Annotated in this window: 12 protein-coding genes; 10 read left to right on the forward strand and 2 right to left on the reverse strand. The window is 63.1% G+C overall.

The features are described 5' to 3' along the window. Window positions 1–123 precede the first annotated feature (123 nt). From rpoZ to AC5PZ0_RS06665, 4 genes are read left to right on the forward strand one after another with little or no spacing between them, the layout of a single operon-like run. Entirely contained in the window at window positions 124–387 is a 264-nt protein-coding gene (rpoZ, locus tag AC5PZ0_RS06650; RefSeq protein WP_012312123.1) for a DNA-directed RNA polymerase subunit omega, read from the forward strand. Between the two features lie 59 nt (window positions 388–446). Further along, window positions 447–2,555: a bifunctional GTP diphosphokinase/guanosine-3',5'-bis pyrophosphate 3'-pyrophosphohydrolase gene (spoT, locus tag AC5PZ0_RS06655; protein ID WP_027592150.1), complete on the forward strand. Its 2,109-nt coding sequence runs from the start codon at window positions 447–449 to the stop codon at window positions 2,553–2,555. Between the two features lie 23 nt (window positions 2,556–2,578). Further along, the gene (locus AC5PZ0_RS06660) at window positions 2,579–2,959 is read left to right on the forward strand and encodes a RidA family protein (protein WP_027592149.1); all 381 of its coding nucleotides are present in this window, start codon (window positions 2,579–2,581) and stop codon (window positions 2,957–2,959) included. 55 nt (window positions 2,960–3,014) lie between these two features. After that, the gene (locus AC5PZ0_RS06665; protein WP_099430803.1) at window positions 3,015–3,740 is read left to right on the forward strand and encodes a hypothetical protein; all 726 of its coding nucleotides are present in this window, start codon (window positions 3,015–3,017) and stop codon (window positions 3,738–3,740) included. 129 nt (window positions 3,741–3,869) lie between these two features. Here AC5PZ0_RS06665 and AC5PZ0_RS06670 read toward each other — a convergent pair whose 3' ends face one another. Next, entirely contained in the window at window positions 3,870–4,727 is an 858-nt protein-coding gene (locus tag AC5PZ0_RS06670; RefSeq protein ID WP_493854566.1) for an SDR family oxidoreductase, read from the reverse strand. A 192-nt stretch (window positions 4,728–4,919) separates the two neighbouring features. On the opposite strand from AC5PZ0_RS06670, the gene exbB reads away from it, so the two are divergent. The 6 genes from exbB (at window position 4,920) to AC5PZ0_RS06700 (ending at window position 11,636) form a co-directional block, all read left to right on the forward strand. After that, on the forward strand, window positions 4,920–5,891 hold the full coding sequence (gene exbB / locus AC5PZ0_RS06675; RefSeq protein WP_099430805.1) for a tonB-system energizer ExbB: 972 nt from the start codon (window positions 4,920–4,922) through the stop codon (window positions 5,889–5,891). A gap of 3 nt (window positions 5,892–5,894) precedes the next feature. Then, window positions 5,895–6,323, forward strand: a complete 429-nt coding sequence (exbD, locus tag AC5PZ0_RS06680) for a TonB system transport protein ExbD (RefSeq protein ID WP_013974803.1) — start codon at window positions 5,895–5,897, stop codon at window positions 6,321–6,323. After that, window positions 6,320–7,051 (forward strand): energy transducer TonB, encoded by a 732-nt coding sequence (locus AC5PZ0_RS06685; protein WP_027592144.1) that lies wholly within the window; start codon window positions 6,320–6,322, stop codon window positions 7,049–7,051. The genes exbD and AC5PZ0_RS06685 overlap by 4 nt, the downstream gene beginning before the upstream one ends. Window positions 7,052–7,145: 94 nt before the next feature. Continuing rightward, window positions 7,146–8,072, forward strand: a complete 927-nt coding sequence (locus AC5PZ0_RS06690) for a hydrogen peroxide-inducible genes activator (protein ID WP_493854567.1) — start codon at window positions 7,146–7,148, stop codon at window positions 8,070–8,072. 3 nt (window positions 8,073–8,075) lie between these two features. Further along, entirely contained in the window at window positions 8,076–10,154 is a 2,079-nt protein-coding gene (gene recG, locus AC5PZ0_RS06695; RefSeq protein ID WP_027592142.1) for an ATP-dependent DNA helicase RecG, read from the forward strand. 78 nt (window positions 10,155–10,232) lie between these two features. Next, window positions 10,233–11,636 carry an aminoacyl-tRNA deacylase and HDOD domain-containing protein gene (locus tag AC5PZ0_RS06700; RefSeq protein ID WP_493854568.1) on the forward strand — a complete coding sequence of 468 codons (1,404 nt, stop codon included), beginning with the start codon at window positions 10,233–10,235 and terminating at the stop codon, window positions 11,634–11,636. A 131-nt stretch (window positions 11,637–11,767) separates the two neighbouring features. On the opposite strand, the gene AC5PZ0_RS06705 is transcribed toward AC5PZ0_RS06700, so the two are convergent. Next, the gene (locus AC5PZ0_RS06705; protein WP_027592140.1) at window positions 11,768–12,142 is read right to left on the reverse strand and encodes a helicase; all 375 of its coding nucleotides are present in this window, start codon (window positions 12,140–12,142) and stop codon (window positions 11,768–11,770) included. Window positions 12,143–12,196 lie beyond the last annotated feature (54 nt).

Consider the following 12,196-nt stretch of genomic DNA (forward strand, 5'->3'; position numbering starts at 1 on the left):
GGGCTGGCCTGATCCGCGCGTGGCAAAACAGCGCTTCCCTATTGGCTGGTGAATTTTTATACTATCGAGTCCGCCTGCCCATATTGGGCTGCACGCCCACCGCAATTGCTACTGAGGAAGACCATGGCCCGCGTAACTGTTGAAGACTGCCTGGAACACGTGGATAACCGCTTTGAGCTGGTCATGCTCTCGACCAAGCGCGCCCGTCAGCTGGCGACCGGCGGCAAAGAGCCACGCGTCGCGTGGGAAAACGACAAGCCGACCGTTGTTGCCCTGCGTGAAATCGCCGAAGGCATCGTCACCAACGAGTTCATCGCTGCTGAAGAGATCGTCACCGAGGATCCGGTCTTCGCCGCGTTCGAGGACGAGTCCAACGAGGCTGTCTGATTGATGCCAGGTCGACGTCGCGCGGCACAAGGCCCTCTTCCTCTGCAAGAGGTGAACCCATGCCGGGTATAGAAGCCTTAGCCGAACGGCTGTCGACCTACCTGGGCCCCGAACAGGTCAACCTGGTTCGGCGCGCCTATTTCTACGCCGAGCAGGCCCACGACGGGCAGCGCCGCCGCAGCGGCGAGCCCTACGTGACCCACCCGCTGGCCGTGGCCAGCATCCTCGCCGACATGCACATGGACCATCAGAGCCTGATGGCCGCCATGCTGCACGATGTGATCGAAGACACCGGCATCGCCAAGGAAGCCCTCTGCCAGCAATTTGGCGAGACGGTTGCCGAACTGGTCGATGGGGTCAGCAAGCTGACCCAGATGAACTTCGAGACCAAGGCCGAGGCGCAGGCCGAGAACTTCCAGAAAATGGCCATGGCCATGGCGCGCGATATCCGCGTGATCCTGGTCAAGCTGGCCGACCGCCTGCACAACATGCGCACGCTGGAAGTGCTGTCCGGTGAAAAACGCCGGCGCATTGCCAAGGAAACCCTCGAAATCTACGCCCCCATCGCCAACCGGCTGGGCATGCACACCGTGCGCGTCGAATTCGAAGACCTTGGCTTCAAGGCCATGCACCCAATGCGTTCGTCGCTGATTCACCGGGCGGTCAAGAGTGCCCGCGGCAACCGCAAAGAGATCGTCGCTAAAATCGAACAATCGCTGGCCAACTGCCTGGCTGCCGACGGCATCCAGGGCGAGGTCAGCGGCCGGCAGAAACACCTCTATGGCATCTACAAGAAGATGCGCGGCAAGCGCCGCGCCTTCAACGAGATCATGGACGTGTATGCTTTCCGCATCATCGTCGACAAGGTCGACACCTGCTACCGCGTGCTCGGCGCCGTGCACAACCTGTACAAGCCGCTGCCCGGTCGCTTCAAGGACTACATCGCGATCCCCAAGGCCAACGGCTATCAGTCGTTGCACACTACGCTGTTCGGCATGCACGGCGTGCCCATCGAAATCCAGATCCGCACCCGCGAGATGGAAGAGATGGCCAACAACGGCATCGCCGCCCACTGGCTGTACAAGTCCAACGACGACGAACAGCCAAAAGGCAGCCACGCGCGGGCCCGCCAGTGGGTCAAGGGCATCCTCGAACTGCAACAGCGCGCGGGCAACTCGCTGGAATTCATCGAGAGCGTGAAGATCGACCTGTTCCCGGACGAGGTCTATGTCTTTACGCCCAAGGGCCGGATCATGGAGCTGCCGAAAGGCTCCACGGCCGTCGACTTCGCCTATGCGGTGCACACCGACGTGGGCAACAGTTGCATCGCCTGCCGCATCAACCGCCGCCTGGCGCCCCTGTCTGAGCCCCTGCAAAGCGGTTCGACGGTAGAGATCGTCAGCGCGCCGGGCGCCCGGCCGAACCCGGCCTGGCTCAACTTCGTGGTCACCGGCAAGGCACGCACGCACATTCGCCACGCCCTCAAGCAACAGCGCCGCTCCGAGTCCATCAGCCTCGGCGAACGCCTGCTGAACAAGGTGCTGACCGGCTTCGACAGCAGCCTCGAAAAGATCCCGCAGGAGCGCATTCAGGCGATTCTCGCCGAGTACCGCCTGGAGCTTATCGAGGACCTGCTCGAAGACATCGGCCTGGGCAACCGCATGGCCTATGTGGTCGCGCGGCGCCTGCTGTCGGCCGAAGGCGAACAGCTGCCGACGCCGGAAGGCCCGCTGGCCATTCGCGGTACCGAAGGCCTGGTGCTCAGCTACGCCAAATGCTGCACGCCGATCCCCGGTGACCCGATCGTCGGCCACCTGTCGGCGGGCAAAGGCATGGTCGTGCACCTGGAGAACTGCCGCAACATCAGTGAAATTCGCCACAACCCAGAGAAGTGCGTGCAGCTCTCCTGGGCCAAGGACATCGCTGGCGAATTCAATGTCGAGCTGCGTGTTGAGCTGGAGCACCAGCGCGGCCTGATTGCGCTGCTGGCCAGCAGCGTCAATGCCGCCGACGGCAACATCGAGAAGATCAGCATGGACGAACGCGACGGCCGTATCAGCGTGGTCCAACTGGTGGTCAGCGTGCACGACCGCGTGCACCTGGCACGAGTGATCAAGAAGCTGCGTACCTTGACCGGTGTGGTCCGCATCACCCGCATGCGTACGTAGTCCGCCAACCGCAAGGAGTCATCATGAGCAAGTCCGTCATCAACAGCGACAAGGCCCCTGCCGCCATCGGTACCTACTCCCAGGCAATCAAGGCCGGCAACACCGTGTACATGTCGGGCCAGATCCCACTGGACCCCAAGACCATGGAACTGGTCGAAGGCTTCGAGGCCCAGACCGTGCAGGTCTTCGAGAACCTCAAGGCTGTGGCTGAAGCCGCGGGTGGCTCGTTCAAGGACATCGTCAAGCTGAACATCTTCCTCACCGACCTGAGCCACTTCGCCAAGGTCAACGAAGTGATGGGCCGTTACTTCGAGCAGCCTTACCCAGCCCGCGCCGCCATTGGCGTTGCCGCGCTGCCAAAAGGCTCCCAGGTCGAGATGGACGCGATCCTGGTCATCGAGTGATGCCCCTGGTGACGGGCGCCCTGCCCGTCACCTTCTCTCCCCAAGGTTACCCACCATGCGTCAAGCACTGCCCCTCGCGCTGGCAGCCCTGCTTCTGAGCGGTTGCGCCAGCCATAAACCCGAAGACTTCAACGGCACCTGGATCAACCAGGACGCCATCAAAGCCGCCGTCAAAAGTGGCAGCCTGCGTCAGGCACTGAATGAGCACGGCCCTGTGTTCGAGTGGAAACTCGACGTGGCTCACCAACAGGCCAGCTTCAGCAATGGCTTCGAGGCGGCCGACGGCCAGTTGAGCGCCAACGAGAAGCAATGGCTGGCCAGCTTCCAGGACGGCCAGACCGAGCAGCTGGCGCTGGATGGCGACGAGCTGAAAACCACCGCGCAGTCCGGTACCGAACAAACCTTCGTGCGCGTCAAGCAACCCGGCAATGCACCGCTGGGTGGCAGCTTCGAGAAGGCGCTGTACCAGGCCTACCTGGGCGGTGAATGGAAAATCATCGACGGCCAGGGCAAAGGCACCGCCGTTCGCTTCAGCGACACCGGCAACGTCAGTGGCCTGCCTGGCCCGGACCGTTTTGCCCTGTGCCTGGCCGGCGATTGCGCGACCATGGGCGGTAGCAACGACAGCCTGTGGCTAGAGCGCAAACAGCGCGGCGCGCCGTTTATCATCAAGCGTGATGGCGACACGCTGGAGATTTTCCAGGCCGTTAACCGCGCGAAGCCGGATGAAATGCCGGTATTGGCGGCCGGTGCTCGGCAATGGGTGCTGGAGAAGGACTGAGGCCTGCCAGGATCTCTACCCGTCACGCCGGCCCTTTCGCGGGTAACCCCGCTCCCACAGCTACCCGCTGACAACAAAATCAGCGCTCACCCTGTGGGAGCGGGTTTACCCGCGAAGAGGCCGGTAGACTCACCCCTTACCCTGCAGAATCGCCGCATACCCTTCTTTGTAACTGGGGTACTCTGGCACCCAGCCCAACGCCCGCACACGGGCATTGCTGCAGCGCTTGCTGCCCGTACGGCGCACCCGCTGCTCATCCGACCACTCGGTAACGCCCAGGTACCCACGCAACCAGCCCACCACATCGGCCAGCGGCGCCGGGTCGTCATCGACACCTATATAGCAGTCATCCAGCGCCACGCCGTCGGCATCGGACTGCAGCAGGTAAGCCAGCAAGCTTGCGGCGTCTTCGGCATGAATACGGTTGCCATACAGCGGCGGCTCTTCAGCCACACGGTAGCCCTGACGCACCTGGCTCAGTAGCCATTCACGGCCCGGCCCGTAGATGCCGGTCAAGCGCACCACGCTTGCCGGGATACCACTGGCCAGCGCCAAGCGCTCGGCGTCGAGCATGATCCGGCCAGAATACCCTTCCGGCTCGGTGGCAGCCGTCTCGTCGACCCACTCGCCGTCTTTTTGCGCAAACACGCTGCTGCTGGACACAAACAGCAAGCGACGCGGGTGCTGACCACGTTCGGCAAGCCAGGCCAGCACATGCCGCAACCCGTCGACATAGGCCGACTGATACCCCGCCTCGTCGTGCTGGCTGGCCGCCACGCAGTACACCAGGTAGTCCGGCGCTCGCTGTGGCCACGCTGGCGGGATGGTGGGTTCGGCCAAGTCGGCAGCCACCGGCACAACACCCGCTGGCAGGTGCTCGACCGCGCGGCGCAGGCCACTCACCTGCCAGCCGCGGGCCAGCAATTGCTGGGCCAGACGGCCGCCCACATCACCACAACCTACGACCATTGCTGAAAGGTCTGACATCTCAAAACTCCCTAGACCAGTTGATCAAACCCGCCACGCTACACGATGAGTGGCTAGACCTTAGGTGAAAAAAGCAACAAGATTACTTTTGTTAACAAGAATTACTTGCAATAATGGCGCCCCTATCTGTTCTCGGCCTATCTCGAGGCCTTGGAGAACGTTCACTCTTTTTCTTCATCAGGTCCGGCCAGCATGACACGTACTCAACCCTCCGCTTCGCCAACCCCGTCGCGCGCCTGGCGTGCCATTGCCGCGCTGATGTTCAGCCTGGTGCTGGCCCCAGTGGCCATGGCCGATGAGCCAACAGCCAACGCCAGCACCCCGGCTGCCGCTACTGCCCCAGCTAACACCGCTGCTGCCCCAGCTGCAGACGGCTCGGCACCTGTCGCCAACGCCCCGGCCGATGCGCCAGCCGCTGTAGACCCAAGCGTCGAAGCACTGGTCGAAGATACGTCCCTGGGCATGGCGCACGACCTGTCCCCATGGGGCATGTACAAAAACGCCGACATCGTGGTGAAGATCGTCATGATCGGCCTGGCCATCGCCTCGATCATCACGTGGACCATCTGGATTGCCAAGGGCTTCGAGCTGATGGGCGCCAAGCGTCGTCTGCGCGGCGAGATCGCCCAGCTGAAGAAATCCGCCAGCCTCAAGGAAGCCAGCGACGTCTCGAACAAGGAAGGCACCTTGGCTCACACCTTGGTCCACGATGCGCTCGAAGAGATGCGCCTGTCGACCAATGCACGTGAAAAAGAGGGCATCAAGGAGCGCGTCGCCTTCCGCCTTGAGCGCCTGGTAGCCGCCAGCGGCCGCAACATGAGCAGCGGCACCGGCGTGCTCGCCACCATTGGTTCGACCGCACCTTTCGTCGGCCTGTTCGGCACCGTGTGGGGCATCATGAACAGCTTCATCGGCATCGCCAAGACCCAAACCACCAACCTGGCAGTGGTTGCCCCAGGCATCGCCGAAGCCCTGCTGGCAACCGCCTTGGGCCTGGTTGCAGCAATTCCGGCAGTGGTCATCTACAACGTCTTCGCCCGCTCCATTGCCGGCTACAAGGCTCAGGTGTCTGACGCTTCTGCCCAGGTGCTGCTGCTGGTCAGCCGTGACCTGGACCACCAAGGCAGCGAGCGCGCCGCCCCGCACATGGTGAAAGTGGGGTAAGCCATGGGCCTGCATCTCAACGAAGGTGGCGACGACCTCGCCGAAAACCACGAAATCAACGTTACGCCGTTTATCGACGTGATGCTGGTACTGCTGATCATCTTCATGGTGGCGGCGCCCCTGGCCACGGTCGACATCAAAGTCGACCTGCCGGCCTCGACCGCCAAGCCAGCGCCGAGGCCCGAGAAACCGGTGTTCGTCAGCGTCAAGGCCGACCAGAAGCTGTATGTCGGCGACGATCAGGTCCCTGCCCCCGACCAGCTTGGCCCGATGCTCGATGCCAAGACCAAGGGCGACAAGGAAACCACCATCTTCTTCCAGGCCGACAAGGGCGTGGATTACGGTGACCTGATGGAAGTGATGAACAACATGCGCGCGGCCGGCTATTTGAAAGTCGGTCTGGTAGGTCTCGAGACGGCAGCCAAGAAATGACGAAGACGCGGCACAACCTGGCGCGTTACAGCGGCAGCCTGGCACTTGTGCTGGGTGTCCATGCCGTCGCTGTGCTGCTCACGCTCAATTGGTCGGTGCCTCAGGCCATCGAGCTGCCGCCGGCAGCCATGATGGTCGAGCTGGCACCGTTGCCGGAGCCTGCGCCACCACCTCCTCCAAAAGCCGTCCCACAGCCGCCGGCACCGGTTGAAGAACTGCCGTTGCCCAAGCTGGTGGAAGCCCCTAAACCCAAGATCGCCATCGCCAAGCCGCCCAAGCCGAAGGCCAAGCCCCAGCCGCCCAAGCCCGAGAAAAAGCCTGAGCCGCCGAAGGAAGCGCCGCCGACCGAAAGCGTGGTAGACGCACCGCCAAGCAACACGCCGCCGCAGAAGTCCGCGGCACCGGCACCGAGCATTGCGTCCAACAGCAACGCCCTGCCTACCTGGCAGAGTGACCTGCTGCGCCACTTGGCCAAGTACAAGCGTTACCCGGAAGACGCGCGTCGTCGCGGCCTGCAGGGCATCAACCGCCTGCGTTTCGTGGTCGATGCCGAAGGCAAGGTGGTGTCGTACGCCATGGCCGGTGGTTCGGGCAGCGCGGCGCTGGACCGGGCGACCCTGGAAATGATCCGTCGTGCCGGCACGGTACCCAAGCCGCCACCCGAGTTGTTGAACAACGGCACGATCGAAGTCGTGGCGCCGTTCGTCTACTCGCTGGACCGCCGCTGAGACTTTTGTTTCTGTCACAAATCGGCAAGTCTGATAACGTGCGTCTATCGATTGCAGCCGCTATGCTGGGCTCGCAACTTCATGGACGCACGTTATGACCCTCACAGAATTACGCTACATCGTCACACTCGCCCAGGAACAACATTTCGGCCACGCGGCCGAACGTTGCCACGTGAGCCAACCGACCCTGTCGGTCGGTGTGAAGAAGCTCGAGGACGAGCTTGGCGTGCTGATCTTCGAGCGCAGCAAGAGCGCAGTTCGCCTGACCCCGGTCGGTGAAAGCATCGTCGCCCAGGCGCAGAAGGTACTGGAACAGGCCCAAGGCATTCGTGAGCTGGCCCAGGCCGGCAAAAACCAGCTGACTGCCCCGCTCAAGGTCGGTGCCATCTATACGGTTGGCCCTTATCTGTTCCCGCACCTGATCCCGCAGCTGCACCGTGTGGCGCCGCAGATGCCGCTGTACATCGAAGAGAACTTCACCCACGTACTGCGCGAAAAACTGCGCAACGGCGAACTCGACGCAGTGATCATCGCCCTGCCGTTCAACGAAGCCGACGTGCTGACCCTGCCGCTGTACGATGAGCCATTCTGCGCCTTGATGCCTGCCGACCACCCATGGACGGCCAAAAAGACCATCGACACCGCCATGCTCAACGACAAGAGCCTGCTGCTGCTCGGTGAAGGCCACTGCTTCCGCGACCAGGTCCTGGAAGCCTGCCCGACATTGAACAAAGGCGGCGAAGGCTCCCGGCACACCACGGTGGAATCCAGCTCCCTGGAAACCATTCGGCACATGGTTGCCTCGGGCCTTGGCGTCTCGATCCTGCCGCTGTCGGCCGTGCATAGCCACCATTACGCGCCAGGCATCATCGAAGTGCGCCCGCTGACTGCGCCAGCACCGTTCCGCACCGTGGCCATCGCCTGGCGTGCCAGCTTCCCGCGGCCCAAGGCCATCGAGATCCTCGCTGACTCGATCCGCCTCTGCTCGGTCGCCAAACCCCCTGTGGAACAGTCGGCCTGAGTCATGAGTGAGCTGTCGAAGGTCCCGGTCACGGTGCTCAAAGGGGTGGGCGATGCCATGGCGGAAAAACTCGCCAAGGTTGGCCTGGAGAACCTGCAGGACATACTGTTCCACCTGCCCCTGCGCTACCAGGACCGCACCCGTGTGGTGCCCATTGGCGAGCTGCGCCCGGGGCAGGATGCCGTAATCGAAGGTGTAGTAAGCGGTGCGGACGTCACCATGGGCAAGCGCCGCAGCCTCGTGGTGCGCCTGGGTGACGGCAGCGGCGTATTGAGCCTGCGCTTCTATCACTTCAGCAATGCGCAAAAAGAAGGCCTGAAACGCGGCACGCACCTGCGCTGCTATGGCGAAGCACGCCCCGGCGCCTCTGGCCTGGAGATCTACCACCCGGAGTACCGGGCGCTCAACGGCGACGAGCCACCGCCCCCGGTGGAACAGACCCTGACGCCGATCTACCCGTCCACCGAAGGCCTCACCCAGCAACGCCTGCGCCTGCTTTGCCAGCAGAGCCTTGGCATGCTTGGCCCGCGCAGCCTGCCAGACTGGCTGCCCGATGAGCTGGCCCGGGACTACCAATTGGCGCCGCTGGACGATGCCATCCGCTACCTGCACAACCCGCCGGCCGATGCCGACCTCGACGAACTTGCCGAAGGCCAGCATTGGGCTCAACACCGCCTGGCCTTCGAAGAGCTGCTGACCCACCAGCTGTCGCAGCAACGCCTGCGCGAGAGCCTGCGCAGCCTGCGTGCCCCAGTACTGCCCAAGGCCAGCCGGTTACCGGCGCAGTACCTGGCCAACCTGGGCTTCAAGCCGACCGGCGCCCAGCAACGGGTGGCCAACGAAATTGCCTACGACCTGGCCCAGGCCGAGCCCATGATGCGCCTGGTACAGGGCGATGTCGGGGCCGGTAAAACGGTGGTCGCCGCACTGGCGGCACTGCAAGCGCTGGAGGCTGGTTACCAGGTGGCGTTGATGGCCCCCACCGAGATCCTCGCCGAACAGCACTTCATTACCTTCAAGCGCTGGCTCGAACCGCTGGGCATCGAGGTGGCATGGCTGGCCGGCAAGCTCAAGGGCAAGGCCCGGGCCAGCTCGCTGGAGCAAATCGCCAACGGTGCACCGATGGTGGTGGGCACCCATGCGCTGTTCCAGGAAGAGGTCAAATTCAAGCACCTGGCCCTGGCGATCATCGATGAACAACACCGGTTCGGTGTGCAGCAACGCCTGGCCCTGCGCAAAAAAGGCGTGGCCGGCGAGCTGTGCCCGCACCAGCTGATCATGACTGCGACGCCGATCCCTCGGACCTTGGCGATGAGCGCCTACGCCGACCTCGACACCTCGGTCCTCGACGAGCTGCCACCCGGGCGTACGCCGGTGAACACCGTGCTGGTGGCCGACAGCCGCCGCTTCGAGGTGGTCGAGCGGGTACGCGCCGCCTGTGCCGAGGGGCGTCAGGCCTATTGGGTGTGCACCCTGATCGAAGAATCCGAAGAGCTGACCTGCCAGGCGGCCGAGAGCACCTATGAAGAGCTTGGCAGCGCCTTGGGCGAGCTACGCGTCGGCCTTATCCACGGGCGCATGAAGCCTGCGGAAAAGGCCGAGATCATGGCCCAGTTCAAGGCCGGTGAGCTGCAACTGCTGGTGGCGACCACGGTCATCGAGGTGGGGGTGGACGTGCCCAATGCCAGCCTGATGATCATCGAGAACCCCGAACGCCTGGGCCTGGCCCAACTGCACCAGCTGCGTGGCCGGGTTGGCCGGGGCAGCGCGGTGAGCCACTGCGTGTTGCTGTATCACCCGCCACTGTCGCAGATCGGCCGCGAACGCCTGGGGATCATGCGTGAAACCAACGATGGCTTCATCATCGCCGAAAAAGACCTGGAACTGCGCGGCCCCGGCGAGATGCTGGGAACACGCCAGACCGGCCTGCTACAGTTCAAGGTTGCTGACCTGATGCGTGATGCCGACCTGCTGCCGGCCGTACGTGATGCCGCCCAAGCGCTGATCGCGCGGTGGCCGGACCATGTCAGCCCGTTGCTTGACCGCTGGCTGCGGCACGGCCAGCAATACGGCCAAGTGTGACGCCAGTCCCACAATGGATCCAGATTTGCGGCGGGACTGGTTATACTTCGCGTTTAAAAGAATTAGTGGATACGGACCATGACTGAAGTTGCCCTGGACACCGCAACCCCACACGCGCCCTCTGTTATCCGGCTGCTGCTCGATAAGGTTGGCGTCACCTACCGCGAAGTGCTCGAGCATGCGCAATTGCCTGCCGCCTCGCGGGTGCAGGCGGTGCTCCTCGACGACGAAGTCGGCGCCTTGATGGTGTTGTTCCCGCAGAGCCAGCTGCTTGACCTCAATCGCCTGACCGAGCTGACCGGCCGCAAGCTGACCGCCGTATCGGTCCCCCGGCTCAAGCAGATGCTCGACAAGCACCACCTCAAGCGCCTGCCGGGCATTCCGGCGTTGACCAGCTCGCCGTGCCAGTACGAAAAAAGCCTGCTCGACTGCGAGACGGTGCTGATTCAGTCCGGCGAAGCTGGCCTGTTGCTGGAAATCGACCGCGCGGACTTCAAGCGCATGCTCGCCAAGGCCAGCGCCAGCAGCTTTGGCCAGGAGGTGAAGGCCATCAGCCCGAACCTCGACCGGCCTGATGACGACTCCCACGAAATCACCCAAGCGGTCCAGGCCTTTACCGCGCGACGTATCCAGAAACGCCTGGAAGAAACCATCGAAATCCCGCCATTGGCCGACACGGCGCAGAAGATCATCAAGCTGCGGGTAGACCCCAACGCCAGCATCGATGACATCACCGGCGTGGTCGAGACCGACCCTGCGCTGGCTGCGCAGGTGGTCAGCTGGGCCGCATCGCCCTACTACGCCTCGCCAGGCAAGATCCGTTCAGTGGAAGACGCCATCGTGCGCGTGCTGGGCTTCGACCTGGTCATCAACCTGGCCTTGGGGCTGGCCCTGGGCAAGACCCTGAGCCTGCCCAAGGACCACCCGCAGCAGGCCACTCCGTATTGGCAGCAGTCGATCTACACCGCAGCCATCATCGAAGGCCTGACCCGCGCCATGCCCCGGGCAGAGCGCCCGGAAGCCGGCTTGACGTACCTGGCCGGGCTGCTGCACAACTTTGGCTATCTGCTGCTGGCGCACGTGTTCCCGCCGCACTTCTCACTGATCTGCCGGCACCTGGAGGTCAACCCGCACCTGTGCCACACCTATGTGGAACAGCACCTGCTGGGCATCAACCGCGAACAGATCGGCGCGTGGTTGATGAAGCTGTGGGACATGCCAGAAGAGCTCTCGACGGCGCTGCGCTTCCAGCACGACCCGTCTTATGACGGCGACTATGCGGCGTTCCCCAACCTGGTGTGCCTGGCGACGCGCCTGCTGCGTTCGCGCGGTATTGGCTCGGGGCCTCAGGAAGAGGTACCCGATGAACTGCTGGAGCGGTTGGGGGTGACTCGGGAGAAAGCCGAGGATGTGGTGAACAAGGTGCTGGAAGCCGAAACCCTGCTGCGGGAACTGGCATCGCAGTTTCACGCCCCGCACTAATAGCTTGGGGCGTAATGCGCACCCGTTGTAGGAGCAGCCTTGCGCTGCGAAGAGGCCGGTGACAACACAGTGAATCTTCGCTGCAGTCACCGGCCTCTTCGCAGCACAAGGCTGCTCCTACAGGGCCAGGCTTAGCGCTTTTTCTTCGGCTTGAGGTACTTCATCAAGCCCTGGAACCACATCACCAACGCCGGATTGCCCTTGATCTGGATGTGCTTGTCCTGAATCCCCTGCATGAAGGCCAACTGCTTGTTGCTTGCCTGCAGCGTGGCGAACCCGTAAGCGGCATCTTTGAACGCAATGGCGAACGCCGGCTGCGGGTGCACGCCACCTTTGCTGCTGATGCGCTCGTCGCTGACGATGAAGTGCCGGGCGATTTTGCCGTCCAGGGTCTGCATCTGGAATACCAGATCCTTGTCCTTGAGCTGCTGCTTGAACGCCGGGTTGTTACGGCTGGCCCTGGCCATCAACAGCCCCATGGCCCAGAGAAGAAAGCGGAACTTCATCAACGCGCCTCGAATAAAAAATGACTGAGTCGCGCAGTTTATCCTCTTCCAGAA

Source organism: Pseudomonas sp. 5.2 (genome assembly GCF_059025405.1).

What these genes read in the sequence shown, in the direction of transcription:
- rpoZ (WP_012312123.1), top strand. Translation starts at nt 124, where the DNA reads ATGGCCCGCGTAACTGTTGAAGACTGCCTGGAACACGTGGATAACCGC.
- spoT (WP_027592150.1), top strand. Translation starts at nt 447, where the DNA reads ATGCCGGGTATAGAAGCCTTAGCCGAACGGCTGTCGACCTACCTGGGC.
- AC5PZ0_RS06660 (WP_027592149.1), top strand. Translation starts at nt 2,579, where the DNA reads ATGAGCAAGTCCGTCATCAACAGCGACAAGGCCCCTGCCGCCATCGGT.
- AC5PZ0_RS06665 (WP_099430803.1), top strand. Translation starts at nt 3,015, where the DNA reads ATGCGTCAAGCACTGCCCCTCGCGCTGGCAGCCCTGCTTCTGAGCGGT.
- AC5PZ0_RS06670 (WP_493854566.1), bottom strand. Translation starts at nt 4,727, where the DNA reads ATGTCAGACCTTTCAGCAATGGTCGTAGGTTGTGGTGATGTGGGCGGC.
- exbB (WP_099430805.1), top strand. Translation starts at nt 4,920, where the DNA reads ATGACACGTACTCAACCCTCCGCTTCGCCAACCCCGTCGCGCGCCTGG.
- exbD (WP_013974803.1), top strand. Translation starts at nt 5,895, where the DNA reads ATGGGCCTGCATCTCAACGAAGGTGGCGACGACCTCGCCGAAAACCAC.
- AC5PZ0_RS06685 (WP_027592144.1), top strand. Translation starts at nt 6,320, where the DNA reads ATGACGAAGACGCGGCACAACCTGGCGCGTTACAGCGGCAGCCTGGCA.
- AC5PZ0_RS06690 (WP_493854567.1), top strand. Translation starts at nt 7,146, where the DNA reads ATGACCCTCACAGAATTACGCTACATCGTCACACTCGCCCAGGAACAA.
- recG (WP_027592142.1), top strand. Translation starts at nt 8,076, where the DNA reads ATGAGTGAGCTGTCGAAGGTCCCGGTCACGGTGCTCAAAGGGGTGGGC.
- AC5PZ0_RS06700 (WP_493854568.1), top strand. Translation starts at nt 10,233, where the DNA reads ATGACTGAAGTTGCCCTGGACACCGCAACCCCACACGCGCCCTCTGTT.
- AC5PZ0_RS06705 (WP_027592140.1), bottom strand. Translation starts at nt 12,142, where the DNA reads ATGAAGTTCCGCTTTCTTCTCTGGGCCATGGGGCTGTTGATGGCCAGG.